This is a genomic window from Ruegeria sp. BG8 (assembly GCF_056538325.1).
On the sequence record NZ_JBQFSZ010000002.1, the window covers coordinates 417645 to 438707 of the forward strand.

Here is a 21063-nt window from a genome sequence, read left to right on the forward strand (position 1 = left end):
GGAAAAAGGAGCGCCAATGTACCGTTTTCTTGCCCCTTTGATCCTGTTGGCCGCCTGTGCCGAAACACCTACGCCTAAGAACACACCTCGGGCATCTGAACCCGCCCCTGTTGATCTGGCTTTTTGTCTGGGTGAGCCTTTTGCCAACTCTATCGGTCAGCCGGTATCAACCATTCAAGCAACACTGCCAGAGCGGTCACGGGTTCTGGGGCCCGATACTGCGGTCACGCAGGATTACCGTATTGACCGGCTGAATGTTTACGTGGACGACGCCGGGGTCATTCAGCGTCTGGTTTGTGGGTAGGCATAGACTCCCCTCGTGATTCTAGAGTAAGAACAAAATGGGAACATTTTTGATGTCTGCCGATGCCCAAACGCCGAATACTCTCACTCTGGTTTCCCCGTCTGGGGGCTGAACGGTTGGTCCGCGCCGCGCGGGGCCTGCAGGATGGGCCTTTGGCTATCGTGACCGAGCAGTCCAACATGCAGGTCATCACCTCACTGAATGATCAGGCACAGGCGGCTGGTTTGCATGTGGGTCAGCCGGTGCGTGATGCCCACGCCATGTGTGCCGCGCTGGTGACACGCCCGCGCAACGCCCCGGCAGAGGCTGCCTTTCTGACCGCGCTACGCCGCTGGGTGGGCAAGTTCAGCCCTTGGGTCGCCGAAGAAGCCCCCGATGGCCTGATCGTCGATCTGTCAGGTTGCGCCCATCTGTTTGGCGGGGAAAAGGCGTTGTTGAACGTGATTGAAACCGACTGCGCCGATATGGGCCTCAGCGTGCAGATGGGCATTGCTGATACGCTGGGCGCGGCCTGGGCTTTGGCGCGCTATGCGGGGCAAGAGGCTGTCTCGGATCGCAATGGCGACGCCATCAGCCAGGAGGCCCGCGCCACCCGCGCCCGCGCCACCAAACGGCGACACTGGACCAAGGGTGGGGCCGCGCCGCAGGTGGTCGCGCTGGGGGGCGGCGCACGGATCGCCGCGCCGGGGCAGTCCTATGGCGCGCTCAGCCCCTTGCCCATCGCGGCGCTGCGGCTTGAGGATCAGATCGTGACGCAGTTGAACAGTCTGGGCCTGCGCCGGATCGGGGATCTGCTGGGCCAGCCGCGCGCCGGTTTGGCCCGACGGTTCGGGCGCGGGCTGGTGCTGCGGCTGGATCAGGCGATGGGCAGCGCGCCAGAACCGGTCTCACCTGCCCGTCCGCCACATCATTTCGCGGTGCGGATGACCCTGCCCAACCCGATTGGTCTGGCCGAGGATGTGATGGCGGCCATTGACCGGGTGTTGCCAACGCTCTGCGCCAAGCTGGAAGAGAAAGGGCGCGGGGTGCGGACCTTGCGGCTTGAGGCCCACCGCGCCGATCAGGCGGCTGAGATCATCGAGGTTGGACTGGCCCGCCCGACCTATGACAAACACCGCATTCGTCCTTTATTAGAGATGAAAATCGATCAAATCGACGCGGGCTATGGCATCGACATGTTGCGGCTTGAGGCGGTGCAGACCGAACCGATACACGCCCGCACTCTGGCGGGCCATGCCGAAGCCCGCCGCGTTGCCCGCGACCGGCTGGACGGCAATACCGCCGTCGAAGACCTGATCGGCAAATTGGGTGCGCGGGTGGGCCTGGACGCAATCACTCGGCGGCATCCTGCAGCCTCGCACATCCCCGAGAAAACCGCACAGGTGCTGGCGGCGGCATGGTCCGAACCTGCGCGTGACTGGCCTGCGCCGCCCCGCCCCAGGCCGTTGCAAATGTGGCAACCCGAGCCTGTGATGGCCCCGGAAACCCCGGACGTACCCCACACCTTTCGGTGGCGCGGGCGCAGCTGGCAGTTGGCGCAAGCCACCGGCCCGGAACGCATCGCGCCCGAATGGTGGCTCGATGATCCGAACTGGCGCAGCGGCGTACGCGACTATTGGGTCGTGGTCACAGAACAGGGAGAGCGGTTATGGCTGTTCTACGGTCATGGCGGCACGATGTCTGCGGGTTGGTTCTGTCAGGGGCAATTTTGCTAAAAACCCCATAATTAGGGTCTATTTTCCGCGATAGACCAGCACATCCGGAAGATAGTCGATCAACCGGATCACCCAGGAAAACGGTGCCGGGAAATCGGTGCGGAACCGGCGGCGCGACATCGCCTTGACCACCCGATCTGCTGCATCCTCGGGCGTCATCAGCATCGGCATCTTGAAACTGTTCTTCTCGGTCAGGCGGGTTTTGATGAACCCCGGATTGACGATGCGCACCGTTACACCTGAACCGGCCAGATCATGCCGCATCGTCTCGGCCAATGACACCAGTGCTGCCTTGCTCGAGGCGTAGCCGATTGCTGCCGGTAATCCATGATACCCCGCAAGCGACCCAATCAAAGTAATCTCACCACGCCCCGCCTTTACAAAACCAGGAACGGTTTCGCCAAGCACGCGCATGGCCCCGAGATAGTTTACATCTGCCATTCGCAACGCAGCTTGGGTGTTCCAGTCACCGCTGCGCATAGGGTCATATGCGCCAGCATTGTAAACCAGGCCGTCGACCTCACCCGCATCCGCCACAGCGGCGCGAACAGACTCTAAATCAGTGACATCCATCACGATCGCACGCGCATCAGGCAAAGACGAACAGATCTCGGCCAGACGATCGCCATTGCGCGCCGACAGGATGAGGCGCGCGCCCTGACGGCTCAGGGCTTCGGCCACAGCGCGGCCAAGACCCTCGCTCGCGCCGATGATCCAGTAGGTTTTTCCGTCAAAGCTGCTCATGCTGGAACCGTTTCATTCTTTTCAGTTCTTTTACGGCCCCGGCAGAGCACTGGATCACGCGTCATCGGACAACGTCAGTAATCTGTCTTGTAACCCGAAGTCACAACATAGTGCATCCCGGAGATTCTTCTAAACCGATTGATCCACCCCCGCCTATTCTGCGTATCCTGTTGTAATACGTTACATAACGAGGCTGGAATGTTCGACGAATCCCGGGGCGGCCGGAAAAAAATCGCAGTAATTGGCGCAGGCATCTCGGGTCTATCCGCAGCTTACTACCTGTCAGAAAACAACGACGTAACAGTGTATGAGGCTGAACCCCGGCTTGGTGGTCATGCCCGTACCGTGATGGCGGGAAAGAACGGCGATCAGCCCGTTGATACCGGCTTTATCGTTTTCAACTACGTCACCTACCCTTACCTGACGAAGCTTTTCGATGAGCTGAATGTCCCTGTCATCGAATCTGAAATGAGCTTTGGTGCCACCATCGACAATGGGCGCATCGAATATGGGTTGAACAACCTGCGCACCCTGACCGCACAAAAACGCAATCTGGCGCGGCCCGCATATTACAAGATGATCGCAGACATTCTGCGGTTCGGTAAAGAAGCCCCCGAGGCCGCACAGGACGACGACACAACAATCGGAGAGCTAGTGGATCAGCTGCGTCTGGGTCACTGGTTCCGCCACAATTACCTGATGCCGATGTGCGGTGCGATCTGGTCCACTCCGGTTGAATTTGTGGATCAGTTCCCGGCGCGATCGCTGGTTCAGTTCTTCCGCAACCATGCCCTGTTGGCGTCGGGTCGCGCCAACCAGCATCAGTGGTACACCGTCAAGGGCGGCAGCATCGAATATGTCCGGCGACTGGACGCTGCGTTGCGCGCCCGAGGCTGCGACATTCGGCTTGCGGCACCTGTGGATCATATCCATCGCGACGATGTCGCCGCCACCGTCTACAGCCAGGGCCATGCCGATCAATTCGATGAGGTCATCTTGGCCACGCATTCCGACCAATCGCTCGCCATTCTGGGTGACAGCGCCACAGACGCCGAAAAAGCGGCGCTGGGCGCGATCCGGTATCAACCCAACAGCGCGGTCCTTCACTGCGACCCGCGTCAAATGCCCCGCCGACGTGCGTGCTGGTCCAGCTGGACCTACCGCTCGCAGAATGGAAATGTCGGGGTGACTTATTGGATGAACCGCCTTCAGAACATCCCGGACAGCGACCCGCTGTTCGTGTCTTTGAACGTTTCATCGGAAATTCCCGCGGATAAAATCTATGACCAGGTCGAATTTGCCCACCCGGTATTCGACAAGGCCGCCCTCAAGGCACAAGGGCAAATCCGCGAGATGCAGGGACAGAACCGAACTTGGTTTGCCGGCGCTTATAACAGGCACGGCTTTCATGAAGACGGGATTGCCAGTGCGATGCATGTCGTCGCGCAATTGAACGGCACCCCGCAAACCCTCGGAGCTGAAAATGGCATTCTTGAAAAAGATCGCGCCGTCCCTGCGTAAGGGCGGCCTGACCGCGACATTGATCTGGAGCCTGCTGCTGATCCCTGGTGGCGTGGCAGCGTCGCCGGGTCTGAACACGTTGGATGACGCTCAATTGCGTGGCCAGGCAACCTATCGTTATCTGGGGTTGCCGCTATATAACGCGCAGCTTTTTACCCAAAACGGAGCCTCCTTCGACTGGTCGCAGGATTTCGCGCTAGAGCTTCAGTACCGCCGCAATGTGACCAAAAAAGCGTTGATCAATTCGACCCTCGATGAAATGGACCGCATCGGGCGATCCGCGCCGGTGCGCGATCAGCTTGAGGTCTGCTTTAAGGCTGTCAAGAAAGGCGACCGGTTTCTGGCTGTCTCGGACGGGCCAAACAGCGTTTCGTTTTGGCTGAACGGGGCCAAGACCTGCACGATGTCCTATCCGGGCATCAAGCGCAGCTTTATGTCTGTTTTTCTGGGTGAAAACACCCGGTCGGCCGCCTTCACGCAGAAATTGCGGGGACAATAATGCTGTATCCGCGAGTCAGCCTCTACGCGCTGATGCTCGCGGCAGCGGGTATCCCCCTTTATATTCATCTGCCACGCTTTGCGGCGGTCAATCTAGGGATCGGGCTGGGTGTGATTGGCACGGTTCTGCTAGTGATCCGGCTGGTCGATCTGGTGCAAGACCCTCTGATCGGTTGGGCGATCGACCGTTGGCCAAAGGCACAAATGCTGTTCGCGGCAACGGCAGCCCTAGGTCTGGCGATTGGGTTTCCGTTACTCTTCAACCTGCCTGAAGGTGCCAGTATTGCCTTATTAGTGTCTGTCTTGGTGCTGCTCTTTTCGGCTTACAGCCTTGGCACCATCCTGTTGTACGGTCGAAGTGCCACCTTAGCGAAACGACCCGAACCGACCGAACTGATGACCCTTGCCGCATGGCGGGAGGGTGGTCAGTTGGCCGGTGTTGTTATCGCAGCCAGCGCTCCTGCCCTGTTTCTGGCGTTTGGAGCAAGTGCGCAGGGATATCCGGCCTTTGGTGTGTTTCTGGGCCTGCTGGCGGTGCTTACGGCCCTGATGACGCTTCCAATGTGGCGACGTACACCGATCACTGGTGACGGGTTATCCTTTGCGGGATTGGGTCAGGCCGGCGCGCTGCGCCTGCTTCTTCTGGCGCTGGTCAACAGCCTGCCAGTTGCGATCACATCGACCCTTTTCTTGTTTTTTGTCGAAGACCGTCTGCAACTGCCGGGGAAAGCGGGGCCGCTTTTGATCCTGTTCTTTCTCAGCGCAGGTGTCACGGTGCCCCTTTGGGCGCGACTCAGTAACCGGATTGGTCCGAAACAGACCCTGATCATTGCGATGCCACTGTCGATCGCTGGTTTTGTTGGCGCAGCAGCCCTGTCAGCCGGAAACCTGACGGGGTTCGCGGTGATCTGCATTGCCTCGGGCGCGGCGCTGGGGGCTGACATGGTCGTACTGCCTGCCATGTTCTCGGTCGTTCTGACACGCGCGGGTCTGAACGCCTCGGCAGCCTTTGGTATCTGGTCCTTCGCTGGCAAACTGGGCCTTGCCCTTGCCGCATTCTTTACACTGCCACTGCTGGAGCGCAGTGGATTCACGCCGGGGCAGCCCAACTCGGCTGAGGCGTTGAGCACGCTCACCCTCGCCTATGCCGTCCTGCCCTGCATCCTGAAACTCGGCGCGTTTGGAATGGTCCTGACGCTGCCAACTGAGGTCACAGCCAAATGAAACTGCTGGTCGTTGTTCTACTTGCCATTCTCGCTCTTTTTGCCGTCAAGGGTCGCTTTCTGAGCTTTCGGTCCCAATCCCCTGCGGATTATTCGGGAACCGGACCCGCCTTCAAAATGAAGGAAAACCTGAACGGAGAGATCCTGTCAGAAGGTCTGATTTATGGGCCCAATGGTAAGATGACCAACAGTTTTGTGGCGCGTATGGTCGGTGAATGGGACGGAAACAAGGGCACGCTGGCGGAATACTTCACGTATTCCAACGGCAAGAAGATGACCCGGAAATGGTACCTGACCTTGGGCACCGGAAATACATTTACAGCCACTGCGGATGATATCGTCGGGGAAGGGAAAGGCACGATCTCGGGCTCTACCGTCAAACTGACCTACCGGATCATTCTGCCCGAAGACTCGGGTGGGCATACACTGGATGTCACCGACTGGATGTACCTGACCGAAAACGGCGTCATCATGAACCGCTCCGAGATGCGCAAGTTCGGCCTGAAGGTCGCTGAACTAGTTGCGACCATGCGCCCAGCACCCGAAACGAAATCTGCGCATCTGAACGGCGCAAACGGGTATGACGCCGATACCGAAGCAAGGCCATTGCAATGATCTCGCGTCGGTTCCTGATATCGTTGCTTGCCATAGTTGGGGTTACTGCGCTGGCCTCCTGTGCGGCCAAGCCGCGCGTGCCCAAGTCGTTTCTGTCCGACCGGCAACTGAATCTGGAAGAGTTCTTTGAGGGCGAAACCGTCGCCTACGGCCAGTTTCAAGACATCTTCGGGAACATCCCGCGCCGGTTCACGGTCGATATCGACGGCACATGGGACGGTGAGACGCTGACTCTGGTCGAAGATTTTGTGTACGACGACGGTGCAACGGAACAACGCATCTGGACCCTGACCAAAACAGGTGAAGACACCTGGACCGGCACCGCGCCGGGGGTTCTGGGCACCGCCAGCGGGATCGAACGGGGCGATACGTTCAATTGGAAATACAAGATCGACCTGCCGGTCAAAGATGGCACCATGCGTGTGAACTTCGATGACTGGATGTGGTTGCTGTCCGATGACAGGCTGCTGAACCGCGCTTATGTCTCACGCTATGGCGTCCGACTGGGTGAAGTTGTTCTGTTCTTTGAGAAAAAATAGCCAAATGACAAAACGGACAGCCAAGGCCTGACGACCTACGCGTTCGTTTCCAAAAGTATTGATCTAGGTCACGACCGCCGCCTCTAAAACGATCTGCGAGGGTGGCGGTACAACAGTAAGATCGAGGCCACGCGTCTATTTTCCACTAGTTGCTCGTGTAGAAGAATGACAACTTCCGGCTGGCACCTCCGGGTGGACGCGGGAAGGGGGCAGCCGCCCTGACCTGATCCTTGGCCGCGCGGTCAACCTCGCGCGATCCCGAGCTATCGACGACATCTACCCATGCCAAAGTGCCATCGGGGTTGATCTCGAAAAAGACCTGGGCAAACCCTCGGGCGGATACGAAAACAATCGGTGCACGGTTCAGATGCACCAGAACACGCCCAGCGTAGTTGGTCGTATTCGCATTCCCGGGCCCTCGCCCACCGGACCGGGTGCCGCTATCCCCTGATGTAAAGGCGTCGATCCCTTCGCGACGGTATGCTGTAAGGGGCGACTCAATCTCCTGCGCCGGGAATCTGAGGTTGCTGAAATCCCGCGCACCACCCTGAACACCCTGTCGTTGAGGCGTCGGCTGTCGTTCCGGTCTTTGCGGTCGGATTGACGATGTCACGGCCAGTTCGGACGTCGGCTCGGTTTCATCAGGGTCAGCGGTCGTTTCCGGCAGGTCCGGCTCGACCGCCTCATTTTCCAATGGAACCACGGGCACAGCAGACACATCAGGAACCGGAGCAGCCTCAGGCACGGGCAGGGCGGCCAGCTCTTGTGGCTCGGCCGTGATTGGCTCAACCTCCTGCGCAGCCTCGACTTCCTCAGCGGGTGCGTCTGGATCGCCTTCGATAATCTCGGCGATTTCGTCCGGTTCAACCGGTGGCGTTTCGTTCACATCTTCACTGGCCGCCTTGTCACCATCCGCTGAATCTTCGGTTTCGGCGGCTTCTGGTTCAACAGGCTCAATTGCAGCCGGATTCACGACCTCGGCCTCGCCGACATCGGGGGCGAAGGTACGCTGAGGGTCATCCGAGGCCACCAATGCTTCGCTGATTGGTACTTCGGGCGCTTCCGGGGGTTCCTCGACCGGTGCTTCTTCGACGGGTGGTTCGGGGGCTTCGGCGGCTTCCGGTTCTACGGGTTCCGCGATTTCATCGGTCAGATCCTCAAAGCTGTTTCCCAACTCAACCGCATCCGGTGCCTCTGACGTTCCGGCATCTTGTGTCAGGTTTGGGGCGGTGATGCTTAGGCCCATGATATGCAATACCAACGAAATCAGTATCGCGATCACCGCTATGAAGATCGACCCCCGGATCATTCGAGCGCCTTCTCAGTCACCACAAAAACAGAAGTGGCCCCAAGCCGGCGAAGCGTGCCCGTAACTTCGATCAACCGGCTGCCCGGAGCCGCACGGTCAGGAACAATTCGGACAGCGCCGGGCTCGCGCCCCTCCATATATGCTTCGGGTTCGATCGTGTTCCCACGGAAACTGAGCGTCCCGTCCTGGTGCAAAACCAGCGCATCCGGTGGTTCGCGCCCATCCAGATCGGACGTATCCACAAGCTCAAGGTCCGGGTCTAACGGCACGGCCACAGTGCCTGCGATCAAAAAGAAGATCAGCATCAAAAAGACGACGTTGATCAGGGCGATCGTCGAGTCGCGTTTGCGGCGGGGGCGCGGCGCTTGAATCATTCCAACACCAGAACGCTGATGCCTTCGCGCCCTCTTAGGCGGACAAGAAGATCCACCAGCCTTTGCGACGTTGTGTCTGGGTCAAGGCTTACCAGAACCTGCCCGGCCTCGATTTGCGCGGTCAGGTCGTCCAGAGCGATTTCAGACCCGTTTAACACAAGCCTCTCTGGGCCTAGCTGGACAAACAACCGCTCGGTCGGGCTGTCGGACGGTGGGCCGCCGCCGGTGGCGTTGCTCAGCTCGATCTCAGCATATTTCGAGAATGTCGATGTCAGCATGAAGAACAGCAAAAGCAGAAATATTACGTCGATGAGCGGTGTCATCGACAAAGGCCGCCGCACAAATGGGGCTGTGTTACGCATGTCCGGGCGCAGCCACCAACATCTCGGTGCTGTCCGCCAGTGGTATCGCCTGCCCCGGCACCAGAATTGTGCGCAAGGCTTTGTCTGCAAAAACCCTTTCACGGGCCGTGCGACTTTCGAACCAGGACAGCACCATCGAGGTAGGCATCGCAACAGCCAGCCCGACCGCGGTTGTCACCAAAGCAACCCAGATACCCCCCGCCAACAATGACGGATCAACGGATGAACCCGCCGCTTGCAGGCTTTGGAACGCTTCGATCATACCCAGAACAGTTCCGAACAAGCCCAGCAATGGCGCCAGTTGCGCAACCGTGTCCAAAAGACGAAAGCCACGTTCAAGTCCGGCCAGCGCCAGACCCGCCTCGGCATCCAGACGTTGATCCAGTCCCGGTGTTTCCGGCGCATCCATGGCGACTTGCACCAACGGCGCAAGGTAGCTTCGGCTTTTGGCCAGACGCGCACGCGCGGTCTGAACATCCCCGTCATCCCAGGCAGCAAGTGCCTGAGACAGCACACGGTGCCGTCCGACACCCGACGCCGTAAACTGCCAAAGCTTGTAGAGCGTAACCGCAAGGGTCACCACGGACATGGCAATCAGGATCGCAACAACCGGTCCGCCTAGCGCCACAATTGCGCGCAACGCTTCCATCGGGCTCATCCCAGCAACTCCACTTCGGTTCGACTGCTCAGTTTCAAAGCATCATGGCAAAGCTGGCTGTCCGACCCATCCACAACACAGGCGCTGGACCCATTAATCAGTGCCTGCCCGACCATGTCACAAGTTCTGTTCGGCAAATCAAACTGGCGTACACGCGGCCGATCCGCTGGAAGGTCCCGGAAATTGAACAGCGACAGGCTGACAACGCTGCCCGAAGCATCAAAAATCACGGTCTCAAAACTGGCCGCGTCAATTGCGGTACCAGTCTTGTTTTGTACAACAAATGTCAGGCGACACGCCTGGTCGACGTCCTGCACCGTGTTCAGTTCGATCATCAGATCACCCTGAGCGTCGCTTTGGCTCTGTGCCAGTGCTGCGATGGGAGAAAAGAAGGCAACAATGGCCAAGATCAAACTGCGAGACTTCATTGTTGTGCTCCGACATTTTCCACGAGGATAATGAATATTTAGGTGTTACCCGTCATATCCAAGACCATTTGAACGCGAAAGGGTAGCCGACACGTTTGTGATGACGAGGAATTTCAAGAAAACCCCGCCAAAATTCGAGGCAATACTGTTGCATACCCTTCCGGATAATCTCCGAACTCAAGACTATTTTGCGCACGTATCATTAGGCTCGGCGGTCATTACCGAGACATTTCGACAAGGCGGGACAATGCCTTTGCGCGGGCACCCATCTGTGACAGCTCCGCTTACGTAAATATAAACTCATCTGTCAGATGAAAGGGTTTAGTCAATTTGGGGCCTGCAGACTTTGGCGTCTGACCATTTTGAGCAACGTCTTCAGATATCGCGGGGTTTTTGCCTTGTGATTTTCGAATTTCCAGTTCGTTTAGCAAAAAGAATATTCCCGCCCTCTGCCCCACCAGAGTCTTCGGCATAGAGACTTCGACAACTTGGGGGGTTTTGCGCGACTTCATCTTCGAAGAAACCTCAAAGGTAAGCTCATTTTCAGAACAACCTTAGTATAAGTAGCGTCGATTGGTAGTGCAAAACACAAAATATGCTATCGGCGTGTCTTTTCTGCCTAGTCATCGGACAGAAAAAACCGTCAGATCGTGCTTTCAGGTAAGAGCAAACCGGGCGCCCGTTCGGTTTGCAAAGGCGACGAGCGAAAGCATCACGGGTACTTCGACCAATACACCAACAACGGTGGCAAGTGCTGCGCCCGAGTTCAGGCCGAAAAGGCTGATGGCAACTGCGACGGCCAGCTCAAAGAAATTAGAGGTGCCAATCATTGCGCAAGGGGCCGCAATCCGATGCGGTATTTTCAGGGCATAGGCGGCCCCGTAGGCCAGCGCAAAGATCCCATAGCTTTGGATCAGGATTGGCACAGCGATCAGCACGATGACCAGTGGCTTGGCCAGAATGGTCTGCCCCTGAAGCCCGAACAGTATGACCACAGTTGCAATCAACCCAATGATCGACCACGGCTTCACCCGCGCCGTGAACGCGTCAATCGCTTGTTGTGATTTCAGTCGACGGCGGGTCAACAGCCCGGCGATCAAAGGCAGCACCACGTATAGGACCGTCGCAAGAACAAGTGTCTGCCAGGGGACCGCGATATCCGTAACCCCAAGCAAAAACGCCACGATTGGGGCGAAAGCAATCACCATGATCAGATCGTTTACGGACACCTGGACCAGCGTTTAGGTAGCATCTCCTTGGGTGAGTTGCGACCAGACAAAGACCATCGCAGTACAGGGGGCCGCCCCTAACAGGATAAGACCTGCGGTGTACTGCGCAGCGTCCTCGGGTTGAATCCAAGGTGCAAAGACGTAGTCAAAGAACAAAACGGCCAATGCGGCCATTGTAAAAGGTTTGATCAACCAATTGACGGCCAAGGTGACGATCAGCCCGCGTGGTTGACGCGCCACGCCAGCGACTGCGCCAAAGTCGACACCGACCATCATGGGATAAACCATTGCCCATATCAGCATTGCGACCACAAAGTTCACGCTGGCGACCTCGGTCGCGGCGATCAGCTCGACAAGACCCGGGGCGATCAGGCCGATCAGCACGCCACCCACCATCGCCAAAGCGACCCAGACTGTAAGGTATCGCTCAAAAACACTCAAGGATAAGCCTCGGACGCGGGATTTGTCAGTTTGGAGGACGTCAGCGCAGCCAACGCGACCATGATTGCGGCAGTGCCCAGGACGAGAGCCAGCCCCCCTATTTGATAGGTCAGACCAGACAAGACAGTTCCCACAAGACGCCCGGTTGCGTTGGCCATGTAGTAAAAGCCCACATCCATCGTGACCCTGTCGGATTTGGTGAAAGACAGGATCAGATAGGAATGCAATGAGGAGTTGACGGCAAAGATTGCGCCGAAAACCAAAAGGCCAATGACCAGCGTGACAGTCAGCCAAGGCTGTGGGCCCGAAGACATCAGTACAGCGACCGTCAACGCCGCTGGCACACAGAACAAAGCAGCGGCCCAATTCCGGGCAGAATGGATCAAGTCGCCTTCGGATCGGTCTGCCGCGCGCAGAATTTTTGGCGCGCTGGCCTGTACTGCGCCGTAAAGGATCACCCAGATGGCCATGAACGTACCGATCATGAAAAAGGCGGCGCGGTTGCCATCCTCGGTGCCATCCGACAGGACGGCGTAGAAATAAATCGGGATACCGACCACGAACCAGATATCTCGCGCTCCGAACAGGAACACGCGGGCGGCTGACAGCCAGTTTACGTTCGGCGATTTCGAAAATACCTCGGAGAATTTCGCGCTTTTGCGGCCCTTGGGCAGCCCGTCGGGCATGAACAGGATGACCGCCAAGAGGATCGCCAATAACACGATCGCCATAACCAATACGGCCCACATGAAACCCAAAGTGGCAAGTAGGGCGGCCCCGAGCAGGAAACCCAAGCCTTTGACCGCGTTCTTCGATCCCGTCAGGATGGCGACCCAGCGAAACAGGCCACCCCCTTCCGTCGGCGCCAACAGCTTGACCGCGGATTTCGAGGACATTTTGGCCAGATCCTTGGCAACACCGCTTGCCCCTTGGACGACCATAACGAAGACAACTTTCGCAGGAATCGCCCAGTTAGGGTCTAACTGTGTCAGTAAAAGCAATGCACCGACCTGAAGACCAAGCCCCGCATAAAGTGTCGAGGTCAGCCCGAACCTTGCTGCAATCCAGCCCGCGGCAAGGTTAGTTCCCATCCCTGCGATTTCGTACAGAACAAACAGATAGGCAAGCTGAACCGGTGAGAACCCCATCGTATGAAAATGCAGTAGCACCAACATACGCAAGGCCCCATCGGTCAGCATAAAAGCCCAATAGGCCGCCGTGACCGCGATATAGGCCGACAGTCCTTCGGGCCGGGATGTCACAGCGAGGCTCCAACCTTCAGCGCGACGTCGACCAGACGGTGGGCATAGCCCATTTCGTTGTCGTACCACGCATAGATTTTCACCTGCGTTCCATTCACAACCATTGTCGACGGCGCATCGATGATCGAGGAGCGTTCATCATTGGTGTAGTCGGTTGAAACCAGAGGCCGGGTTTCATAGCCCAAAATGCCCTTCAACTCGCCCTCGGCAGCGGTCTTGAAGAACGCATTGACCTCTTCGGCCGTTGTGTTCCGTTCTACTTCGAACACGCAGTCCGTCAGCGATGCGTTCAACAGCGGCACTCGCACCGCGTGACCGTTCAACCGACCCTTGAGCTCGGGATAGATCAGGGTGATTGCTGTGGCAGAGCCTGTGGTCGTTGGGATCAGCGAGTTCAACGCCGAGCGCGCGCGGCGCAGATCTTTGGCCGGGCGGTCCACGATGGTTTGCGTATTCGTCACATCATGGATCGTGGTCATTGAGCCGTGGCGGATGCCAAGACTTTCATGAATGACTTTAACCACCGGTGCCAGGCAATTGGTGGTGCAGGACGCGGCTGTTACGATGTGATGTGTTGCGGGGTCATAGGTGTCTTCGTTTACGCCCATGACAATATTGGCCGTCGATCCGTCCTTGACCGGGGCCGAAACGACAACCTTTTTCACGCCTGCCTCAAAATACGGGGCAAGTTTGGCCTCGGTTTTGAACACACCTGTGCAGTCGATGACGACGTCCACCCCATCCAGAGGAAGCTCGCTTAGGTTTTTGGTCCCGATAAACGGCAATCGCGTGCCATTGATCGTGACGCTGTCCGCATCATGCTCAAACTCTGCGCCCCAACGCCCGTGGACGGTATCAAACTCCAGCAAATGCGCGTGCATTTCCGGGTCGCCGACCCCATCATTGATCCAGGCGATGTTCGCACCTTTGTCCAGCAAGGGCTTTAGCGCCAGCTTTCCCATACGGCCCAGGCCGTTAAGCGCATATGTCGTCATTTCATTTCCTCAGAGGGGGTTCTTCCGATGTCGTCGACAGCGGATTGCAAGGCGATCCGGTCGAGGCTTTCGACGGGCAGGGATGTGAAAGCCTCAATCCGGCGCTTGAGCGCGCCATATGCGTTCTGAAACGCCAGACTTACTTCTGCGTCCGTACCGGTGGCTTTGACCGGGTCAACCATGCCCCAGTGACCGCTAATGGGCTGCCCTTCCCAAGCCGGGCATTCTTCGTTTGCAGCCTGATTGCAAACCGTAAACACAAAATCCATTTCCGGAGCGCCCTCAACGGCAAATTCGGACATGTGCTTGGAACGCAAGACAGACGTGTCATGCCCCTTGTCCTTAAGAACCTGCACCGCGAACGGGTTCAACTCAGATGTTGGTTGCGTCCCTGCGGAATAAACCTCGAACCGGTCTTCGCCCAACGTGCGCAAAAGGGATTCTGCAAAGATCGAACGTGCAGAGTTGCCGACACACAGAAACAGAACGTTGTATTTGCGATCCGTCATCGTCTTGGCTCCTTGTGAAAAAGGCATGCAGATATCGGGACGTCCACGGCAGCAATCGTTCAGCAGGAAATCCAGCATGTGCTGCACGTTCTTCATCTCGATCGAGTACAGTAGCGAGGTTCCTGACCGGTCATGCCGCACCAGCCCCGAACGCTGCAGCGCATTCAGGTAATTCGACAAAGTGCTGGCTTTGATCTCTAGCTCGGATGCGAGCTCTCCGGCAGGGACACTGTCAGGAAAACGTCGCATTAACATGCGAAACACCATCAGGCGTTGTGGATGGCCGAGTGTTGAAAGCTTATCAGACGTAGATTCTATCATATTTCATGAAATATTGAAATAGTGATTGTGAGTCAACGACCTCCTGAAATGAGCTTAGATGTTCGTATATCACTGAAAAAAATGGAAAATACAGAATGTCAAAGTGGCAACGCGAAAGAACAGCACGTCTGTACAGCATCAATTGGCGCATAAAACGGTGCGCAACCTTCTGATTTCGAGACTTGCGCCTCTCAAGGTGACGGTTTAAACGAAGCGTCGCTTGCCTCAATAGCTCAGATGGTAGAGCAGGTCCTTCGTAAGGACAAGGTCGGGGGTTCGAGTCCCTCTTGAGGCACCATTTATTTCAAAAAAATTTAATTTATTCCGGTACTTGGCTAAATTGACACTTGTTCTGACCACCCTTTCAACCACCTTAATAGGTTTGGATGGTATAGTTGGTTTCGAACGCTGAACGATGTACGTAGTTACAAGTTTTGGTTCACCCTCAGTCAAAAGAATACCTTGTTGGCGTTGACTAAGTTTGCGAGCAAGGGCAACTGGGATTTTCGCAGGTACAAAACGTATTCGCCAAAAACCAAATCGCGTTTTTGCTGGTGTCCGCGAAGGACTGGGAACGCTTCGTAAGGGAACAGATCAACTGTACCAGACAGGAATTGGTCTGCAGTTCCAGCCTCCATGTCATATCTTTCGAGAATTTCCGTTGGAAAGTGCTTTATGTTGTTAGTGACGAGGTAGTGTGCTCCGCATTTAATAGCAGCGGCAAGAACATGGCGGTCGTTCGGGTCTGGTAGTTGCAGAGAATCGATCAAGTCTTCGTAGTCAAATATCCATGCATCGTCGAACTTGTCGCGCATGGTTGCTTCGGTTCTGTTAATACTTGCCTCAAGTTCTGGCCGTTTCCGTTTTAAGTTGAAGGTCCACTCTTCCATAATCTTGTCGGTCCAGCGCGCCTTGAAAAGGTCCGCGTGATAGAAACGCAAAAGAAGGTCTTTCGACGCCAGTGGGTACAATACGCTAGCGTCCAACACGGCCAGAAACCTGTTGGACGCAGGAATCACTCGGCTTCGAACTCCATGGTAAAGTCCAGCATATCGTCGAGCGCTTCACTACGCGCCGCAGAGCGCTGCTCTTTGTAGTTCATCAGTTCAATGAACGGCACACGGCGATGTGTACCGACCATCTCATGATACAATTCCTGGCGCTCGATCAGCTTTAATACATAAGACCGGCTTACATTTAAGATATCTGCAGCCTGCTGGGTCGATAGCATTCGACCTTGCGGCATGTAGGTGACTGTTTCACCTCTTGAAACGATACCCAGCAATCCCCGGATCAAATCGGTCAACGCAGGCGACAGGTACACTTCTCCAATCGGCAACTGACCTTCGCCGTTCATTACGCTTTCTATCGCGGCTAATCCGTCACCCGCGTTTTGAATCTCTTCTCGCGTCGGCATCCTCTTTGTGATGTCGACGACTTCAGCAGTGTTTCCCGACATGGATACCCTCACTTTATCAGTGTTTTACCAATAATGGCGTAAACTTCTTATGTCTTACTTGGTGCTAGATTACATAGCAGACAAGTATTTCCAAACGATTTATTCGGTTTAAACGATTTATTCGATTCTGTGTATCATACATTTCATACGCTAAATTGCCGTCAACTCTCAATTTTTTATTGTGCTACGCGTGTGGTAATGCGCGACCATTTGACTCAGGCATATTTCACTGGAGCACTAAACTCTTGCTATCACCAAGCGCGGCTCCTTTGGAAATGACCAGATATCGAACCACTTGAAGCACGTCCCGTCCCGGTGTCGCATGTCAGCCATATGCAAGCGCGCACCAGTGGTCCGGTGCCGTATCAGCGCCGCTCTAAAGGCCCGTAGGTTTATCAGCCACCAACTCAGTGTCGTTCGCCCATCTGTCCCTGCGTGGCCGTAGAACATCCAATCCCCATAGCCGTTCATAATCTTGGACAGCTCTGTCTCAGCCCGGTCGGTAGCTTGGCCCAAATGGTGAACTGGTGGGGGTATCAGGCGGCATAACCGTGACGCCTGATCCTGGCTGCTATCCATATGTCTTAGGCATTCAGCATGAGTAAATCCGTGGCTTGGAAATGGTCCAGCGGATCAGGCGCGGCGTGCGTCATCCGTGCAGTCGGTAAGCTCTGCCTCTATCTTGGATATGTAGCGCTCGTAGGATTGGCGAATGGCGGGCTTCATGTGCAGCTTTCCCAATAAACCCGAAACGCGATTTGAAGCTCAGGCACAACGTCGGAACGGGTGACAAACTCTTGGATCGGCATCATTCGCCAACATTGCCCCTCTTCACCAAACTTAATCGTCGAAATGAGTTCTTCTGAGACAACGCACGCAAAAAAGGCGACTTCGCGCTTGGGTAGAGCCCCTGCCGCTTCAGCAAAGTAAGTCGTCTCGAAATCAATCAGGTTCTTTGACAATGAGATGCCAAATTCTTCGTGTGTTTCACGTATCGCGCACTCAAAGGCGGTTTCGCTACCTTCGCGCACGCCACCCGGTAAGTCCCATTGATTTGGGTTCGGAATGTGGTCGAAATCATCTCTCAGATAAGCCACAACCGCACTATTACAGATGACGGCTATCTTGGCTCCTTGCAAATGTCTCGCCTCAGCTACACCCATGGCCGCTCCTATTGTTCACTTCGAATGTCCGCCATTGCCCAAATCGCACAGTGTATGTTTTCTTCGACCAAATAACTGTTTAATCTTATCTCTATGAAGAAAATGATCCAATCGGCTTTGGTGTCATTCGCTGTAGTCGCGGGCACTATTGCAAACTCCGAACCTGTAGACATGACTGGTTTGTCGTGCGTACGCATGACTAGTCACGGCCCCAACACTTGGGAATTCTATGGAGACATTGCGGTAAGAAGGTATGCGGAAGGCCAAGGGCGACCGCAAAGGTTCTATCGGGTGGGAAAAGGTGCCTACGAAAGATTTAGCCGACTGGATGGAGAATGGGACGCTGTCTTCTACTTTTTTGACGTAGGTGATGGAATTCAATTACGAATACTCGCTCGACCAGGACTTGTTGTCCGTGACGAGAACCCGAATGCTTCTTGGGACGAGGGTGTGTTTCCTTTTTCCGCTCAATGCAAACCGCTATGGGAAACAGAATAATATTGGAAATGAATTCCGGTAGACTAATCTGCCCGATGCAATGAAACCTAGTGTCCGCATTGGACTAAATGCAATCCTCAGTAGCCAACACAAGGAACCAACCTTGCCTGACCCAATCCAAGTATAGCCCTTCACCGCCACCCGTTGCGGGCCTATGAGCCGTTGCGAATGCCGCAGTTCATTGCTTGGGTTTCTGGGTTTTAGTCTTGGGGCAGAGAGCGCATATCGGCAAGCCCTCCGCCCCAATTATGCCTTACACACCACATAGGTCTGGAGTACCAAGGCAAATGCCGCCTCTGTCCTGAACTCTAGGCGATGTACCATATTCGTTTGGAGATGAGCCTCCACCACCTCCTCCATTACCACCCCGTTGCGTGCCATCTGGAATTGGTATCTTTGGGGTGCCGTTGTCATTGCTCCCATCGCGATAATTGGGAATATACCCAGGCTTACTCTCAGGCGGTGTATAATTGGGAGGGTTCACCTCATTGAGAGGTGGTGCTTCCATGCCGCTGTCCGGATAATACGGCCTCAGGTCCTTTTTCTTAGCCTGCGCCTGGCCAGCGATAGTGGTTGCGGCAAGGGCACTAACTATAATTGCAACAAGTAGCTTCGACATTTGCTTCATTCCATACCATCCCGTGCAAACGGGCGGCTTCAAGAACAGCAGCGAGCTATTGGCGGCAATCTCCCAGTTTAACCCTGCATAACGGGTACGTGAGTATCTGTGTTGCATTGTTGCAACAATGAGTTTTGGGTCCAAGAAATTGGAAATATGTTTTTTTCATAGCCATACCTAGGAGAAATCACATAGAAGAACGCGGATTTAACCAACAGTTCTTCTTGCGTTGAAACAAAAAAGCCCGACCACATGGGCCGGGCACGATTGTCTGAATTACAAGACGTTTAGTCGAAAGCTTTCTCCCCGCGCCACTTTTCCACCACACCCTGAAATATCTCGATAGCTGGTTCGAGTGGCAGGTCGTGATTTACAACGGCAGTCAACATGGCTCGCATGCCTTCCTGGACCTGTGGTTCGAGCTCCTTGTTTATTCGGTTAAAGTCACGAACACTACGTTCTTTCTCGACCCAGCGTTGCAGCATTGCGCTTGGACAACCCGCGAACAACCAGTCCATGTTTGCCGTATTCTCTGTGAGCCAGTCCATAAGAGGCGAGTTCAAGGCAATATCGCCGTCCTCATACTCAATCTCAGGCGGGTCCAGCTCGAACAACAGGCAGAAGTGTTCCAGACGTTCCTCGAAGGTGCCGAAGTTATAGTGACGGTGACTCTGTTTCATTTCACCACCTCCAGAGCATTGACACTGTCCAGTGCCACGTTGAGCTTGCGTGCGCGTGAGTGGGCCATATCCATGATCCCCCATGCTTCGCTGCAATCTTCTCCATGGGGCAGCACCGCCAAGGCGGCGGATATGAGTTTCTCCAGAGCAACGGCGTGTTGCTGTAGGTCGTTTCCTGTTTGAGTGTTGTTCATTGGTTTTCTCATAGTTGTGGCTTGTGAAGGCCATAACCAGCGACGGGCTGGCGCACTGCGTCCTTTGCTTCGTCCCATGCCTGCCACAGAGCATTGCGCCAGATAACCCGGTGAAGCTTGCGTCCTGCCATGATGGCCCAAGCGCGGTTCATGATGTTCTGGCGGTCATACATGGTGGAAATCCTCGCCTTGTCCAAAAGTATCGCCGGTGATACTTATAGTATACAGGAGGGACTACCCTTTCGCAATACTAAAAGTACCATGGAGATAAATAAAGTATTATGCACTTTGCAGACATCACACCCCAGCACACCAAAGCAGCCAGAATGCTCTTAGGGTGGTCACAAGGTGATTTGGCAGAAAAGTCAGGAGTTGGCGGGTCAACGGTAAAGCGGCTGGAATCTAAGCCGGAGGCGATGGCTAAAGCTGACCTTTCCACAAAGGTCGCGATTTATAACGCACTAAGTGCCTCAGGTATCGAGCTTCTGAACAGCGGAGAACCTGGTGCCAGGCTTAGAAAGTCGCCTCAGGAGCTAGTTCGCTTTCAGCCGGGAAGTAAGTAATGACGGATTGTAAACTTCGAAAAATCATCTAGCTGCGTTGGATGAACACAGCCATTCGCATCGTGTCATGACCCAGAAAACGCCGCGCATTGGTACATTTCTTGATACAACGCAACCACGGCACTCATATCGACCGAACCTTGTTTTGCAAAAAGCTCAAATTTCAGTGCCGCCTCAAGTCTCCCATTGAAATTCACGTAAATTGCAGCACCAGAGTATTTGCCCTTCAAAGGCCCCATGACGATTGAGTCGAAATCGGGGTAAAAATAATCTATGAAAAATAAATAATTGTTTGGAATTCCTGAATTCTTAAATTGTTTTCTTCTCTCGGTTTTAGTCGTCTTGTCGTAAGTCGTTGTTGGAACAAAGGCGCCATCTGCTTGTTTTCTGAAAACGTCCCCTTTCCCATCAAAGTAAAAATCTCCTAAATAACCCAATGCGCCGGGAGGAAGTAGGGGGCCTTCACCAAAAGTTCGGTCAATGAACTTCATAACGGCCTTTGCCTCATTTCTCTTTTGTTGATCGGTTAGTTGAACCCCTACAAAATCCAATCCCAACAACTGCTTTCTAATTGTGCTGCTTTCCAATGCTGTGCAATGATGTCGGATATTTTCTTCGCCTGGAGAAAGCACTTTGACTCTGTTTCCGTTTACTACTTTAAACTGAGAGCCATTGTTCTCAACAATAATAGTTCCACCGGTTTGCTGGCCTACGACTACGCCTCCAATAACATCTCGTGTGATAATACTGCTTTGATCAGCTTCTACTAAACTTGGCCCCAGAAAAAAGGCGGATGAAATAAATCCCATTAGTTGAAGCAATCGTGTCTTGAATAGCATT

At 55.1% G+C, this 21063-nt stretch carries 27 protein-coding genes, 1 tRNA gene and 1 pseudogene; 10 read left to right on the forward strand and 19 right to left on the reverse strand.

Translation table 11 applies throughout. The features are described 5' to 3' along the window. Positions 1-16: 16 nt before the first annotated feature. Together ACR0DG_RS07315 and ACR0DG_RS07320 are read left to right on the forward strand one after the other, a co-directional pair. On the forward strand, positions 17-304 hold the full coding sequence (locus tag ACR0DG_RS07315; RefSeq protein WP_480695778.1) for an I78 family peptidase inhibitor: 288 nt from the start codon (positions 17-19) through the stop codon (positions 302-304). A gap of 62 nt (positions 305-366) precedes the next feature. After that, positions 367-2019, forward strand: a complete 1653-nt coding sequence (locus ACR0DG_RS07320; RefSeq protein WP_480695780.1) for a DUF6504 family protein — start codon at positions 367-369, stop codon at positions 2017-2019. An 18-nt stretch (positions 2020-2037) separates the two neighbouring features. Here the strand turns inward: ACR0DG_RS07320 and ACR0DG_RS07325 are convergent, their stop codons facing one another. Beyond that, on the reverse strand, positions 2038-2763 hold the full coding sequence (locus ACR0DG_RS07325; protein WP_480695782.1) for an SDR family NAD(P)-dependent oxidoreductase: 726 nt from the start codon (positions 2761-2763) through the stop codon (positions 2038-2040). 198 nt (positions 2764-2961) lie between these two features. Here ACR0DG_RS07325 and ACR0DG_RS07330 point away from each other — a divergent pair, with 198 nt between their 5' ends. The 5 genes from ACR0DG_RS07330 to ACR0DG_RS07350 are packed head-to-tail and all read left to right on the forward strand — an operon-like array spanning position 2962 to position 7159. Further along, the gene (locus ACR0DG_RS07330) at positions 2962-4284 is read left to right on the forward strand and encodes an NAD(P)/FAD-dependent oxidoreductase (protein ID WP_480695784.1); all 1323 of its coding nucleotides are present in this window, start codon (positions 2962-2964) and stop codon (positions 4282-4284) included. Further along, a complete protein-coding gene (locus ACR0DG_RS07335; RefSeq protein ID WP_480695786.1) occupies positions 4247-4783 on the forward strand; it encodes a hypothetical protein in 537 nt (178 codons plus the stop codon). The genes ACR0DG_RS07330 and ACR0DG_RS07335 overlap by 38 nt, the downstream gene beginning before the upstream one ends. Further along, entirely contained in the window at positions 4783-6006 is a 1224-nt protein-coding gene (locus ACR0DG_RS07340; RefSeq protein ID WP_480695787.1) for an MFS transporter, read from the forward strand. Before ACR0DG_RS07335 ends, ACR0DG_RS07340 begins: the two co-directional genes overlap by 1 nt. Then, on the forward strand, positions 6003-6620 hold the full coding sequence (locus ACR0DG_RS07345) for a DUF3833 domain-containing protein (protein WP_480695789.1): 618 nt from the start codon (positions 6003-6005) through the stop codon (positions 6618-6620). The genes ACR0DG_RS07340 and ACR0DG_RS07345 overlap by 4 nt, the downstream gene beginning before the upstream one ends. Beyond that, positions 6617-7159, forward strand: a complete 543-nt coding sequence (locus ACR0DG_RS07350) for a DUF3833 domain-containing protein (protein WP_480695791.1) — start codon at positions 6617-6619, stop codon at positions 7157-7159. The genes ACR0DG_RS07345 and ACR0DG_RS07350 overlap by 4 nt, the downstream gene beginning before the upstream one ends. A gap of 145 nt (positions 7160-7304) precedes the next feature. On the opposite strand, the gene ACR0DG_RS07355 is transcribed toward ACR0DG_RS07350, so the two are convergent. The 10 genes and pseudogenes from ACR0DG_RS07355 to ACR0DG_RS07400 form a co-directional block, all read right to left on the reverse strand. Beyond that, complete coding sequence (locus ACR0DG_RS07355; protein WP_480695793.1) at positions 7305-8468, reverse strand: energy transducer TonB family protein; 1164 nt, start codon at positions 8466-8468, stop codon at positions 7305-7307. After that, entirely contained in the window at positions 8465-8842 is a 378-nt protein-coding gene (locus ACR0DG_RS07360) for an ExbD/TolR family protein (protein WP_480695795.1), read from the reverse strand. The genes ACR0DG_RS07355 and ACR0DG_RS07360 overlap by 4 nt, the downstream gene beginning before the upstream one ends. Beyond that, positions 8839-9204 (reverse strand): ExbD/TolR family protein, encoded by a 366-nt coding sequence (locus tag ACR0DG_RS07365; protein ID WP_480695796.1) that lies wholly within the window; start codon positions 9202-9204, stop codon positions 8839-8841. The genes ACR0DG_RS07360 and ACR0DG_RS07365 overlap by 4 nt, the downstream gene beginning before the upstream one ends. Then, a complete protein-coding gene (locus ACR0DG_RS07370) occupies positions 9197-9862 on the reverse strand; it encodes a MotA/TolQ/ExbB proton channel family protein (protein ID WP_480695798.1) in 666 nt (221 codons plus the stop codon). Before ACR0DG_RS07370 ends, ACR0DG_RS07365 begins: the two co-directional genes overlap by 8 nt. Continuing rightward, positions 9859-10290 carry a hypothetical protein gene (locus tag ACR0DG_RS07375; protein ID WP_480695800.1) on the reverse strand — a complete coding sequence of 144 codons (432 nt, stop codon included), beginning with the start codon at positions 10288-10290 and terminating at the stop codon, positions 9859-9861. The genes ACR0DG_RS07370 and ACR0DG_RS07375 overlap by 4 nt, the downstream gene beginning before the upstream one ends. 284 nt (positions 10291-10574) lie before the next feature. Then, positions 10575-10802 carry a hypothetical protein gene (locus tag ACR0DG_RS07380; RefSeq protein ID WP_480707090.1) on the reverse strand — a complete coding sequence of 76 codons (228 nt, stop codon included), beginning with the start codon at positions 10800-10802 and terminating at the stop codon, positions 10575-10577. Positions 10803-10946: 144 nt separating this feature from the next. Further along, positions 10947-11915 (reverse strand): annotated as a pseudogene (gene arsB / locus ACR0DG_RS07385) (ACR3 family arsenite efflux transporter). Positions 11916-11956: 41 nt separating this feature from the next. Beyond that, on the reverse strand, positions 11957-13222 hold the full coding sequence (gene arsJ, locus ACR0DG_RS07390; RefSeq protein WP_480695802.1) for an organoarsenical effux MFS transporter ArsJ: 1266 nt from the start codon (positions 13220-13222) through the stop codon (positions 11957-11959). Beyond that, positions 13219-14217, reverse strand: coding sequence for an ArsJ-associated glyceraldehyde-3-phosphate dehydrogenase (locus tag ACR0DG_RS07395; protein WP_480695804.1), 999 nt, complete (start codon positions 14215-14217; stop codon positions 13219-13221). The genes arsJ and ACR0DG_RS07395 overlap by 4 nt, the downstream gene beginning before the upstream one ends. Continuing rightward, positions 14214-15047, reverse strand: a complete 834-nt coding sequence (locus tag ACR0DG_RS07400; protein ID WP_480695806.1) for an arsenate reductase/protein-tyrosine-phosphatase family protein — start codon at positions 15045-15047, stop codon at positions 14214-14216. Before ACR0DG_RS07400 ends, ACR0DG_RS07395 begins: the two co-directional genes overlap by 4 nt. Positions 15048-15269: 222 nt before the next feature. Here ACR0DG_RS07400 and ACR0DG_RS07405 point away from each other — a divergent pair. Next, positions 15270-15345: transfer RNA gene (locus ACR0DG_RS07405), tRNA-Thr, on the forward strand. A 151-nt stretch (positions 15346-15496) separates the two neighbouring features. Here ACR0DG_RS07405 and ACR0DG_RS07410 read toward each other — a convergent pair. The 3 genes from ACR0DG_RS07410 to ACR0DG_RS07420 all read right to left on the reverse strand — a co-directional run bounded on the left by ACR0DG_RS07410 (position 15497) and on the right by ACR0DG_RS07420 (position 17669). Continuing rightward, a complete protein-coding gene (locus ACR0DG_RS07410; RefSeq protein ID WP_480695808.1) occupies positions 15497-16066 on the reverse strand; it encodes a PIN domain-containing protein in 570 nt (189 codons plus the stop codon). Continuing rightward, complete coding sequence (locus tag ACR0DG_RS07415; RefSeq protein ID WP_480695810.1) at positions 16063-16506, reverse strand: excisionase family DNA-binding protein; 444 nt, start codon at positions 16504-16506, stop codon at positions 16063-16065. Before ACR0DG_RS07415 ends, ACR0DG_RS07410 begins: the two co-directional genes overlap by 4 nt. A gap of 722 nt (positions 16507-17228) precedes the next feature. Further along, positions 17229-17669, reverse strand: a complete 441-nt coding sequence (locus ACR0DG_RS07420; protein WP_480695812.1) for an NUDIX domain-containing protein — start codon at positions 17667-17669, stop codon at positions 17229-17231. 93 nt (positions 17670-17762) lie between these two features. On the opposite strand from ACR0DG_RS07420, the gene ACR0DG_RS07425 reads away from it, so the two are divergent. Next, positions 17763-18167 carry a hypothetical protein gene (locus ACR0DG_RS07425; protein WP_480707092.1) on the forward strand — a complete coding sequence of 135 codons (405 nt, stop codon included), beginning with the start codon at positions 17763-17765 and terminating at the stop codon, positions 18165-18167. Between the two features lie 253 nt (positions 18168-18420). Here the strand turns inward: ACR0DG_RS07425 and ACR0DG_RS07430 are convergent, their stop codons facing one another. From ACR0DG_RS07430 to ACR0DG_RS07445, 4 genes are all read right to left on the reverse strand, one after another. Further along, positions 18421-18930 carry a hypothetical protein gene (locus tag ACR0DG_RS07430; protein ID WP_480707094.1) on the reverse strand — a complete coding sequence of 170 codons (510 nt, stop codon included), beginning with the start codon at positions 18928-18930 and terminating at the stop codon, positions 18421-18423. Positions 18931-19073: 143 nt separating this feature from the next. Then, on the reverse strand, positions 19074-19466 hold the full coding sequence (locus tag ACR0DG_RS07435; protein WP_480695814.1) for a hypothetical protein: 393 nt from the start codon (positions 19464-19466) through the stop codon (positions 19074-19076). Further along, a complete protein-coding gene (locus ACR0DG_RS07440) occupies positions 19463-19660 on the reverse strand; it encodes a hypothetical protein (protein WP_480695816.1) in 198 nt (65 codons plus the stop codon). Before ACR0DG_RS07440 ends, ACR0DG_RS07435 begins: the two co-directional genes overlap by 4 nt. An 8-nt stretch (positions 19661-19668) precedes the next feature. Further along, positions 19669-19833: a hypothetical protein gene (locus ACR0DG_RS07445; protein WP_480695818.1), complete on the reverse strand. Its 165-nt coding sequence runs from the start codon at positions 19831-19833 to the stop codon at positions 19669-19671. 153 nt (positions 19834-19986) lie between these two features. Between ACR0DG_RS07445 and ACR0DG_RS07450 the strand changes: the two genes are divergently transcribed. Then, the gene (locus tag ACR0DG_RS07450) at positions 19987-20223 is read left to right on the forward strand and encodes a helix-turn-helix domain-containing protein (RefSeq protein WP_480695874.1); all 237 of its coding nucleotides are present in this window, start codon (positions 19987-19989) and stop codon (positions 20221-20223) included. Between the two features lie 65 nt (positions 20224-20288). Here ACR0DG_RS07450 and ACR0DG_RS07455 read toward each other — a convergent pair whose 3' ends face one another. Further along, a complete protein-coding gene (locus tag ACR0DG_RS07455; protein WP_480695820.1) occupies positions 20289-21062 on the reverse strand; it encodes a hypothetical protein in 774 nt (257 codons plus the stop codon). Between the last annotated feature and the right edge of the window lies 1 nt (position 21063).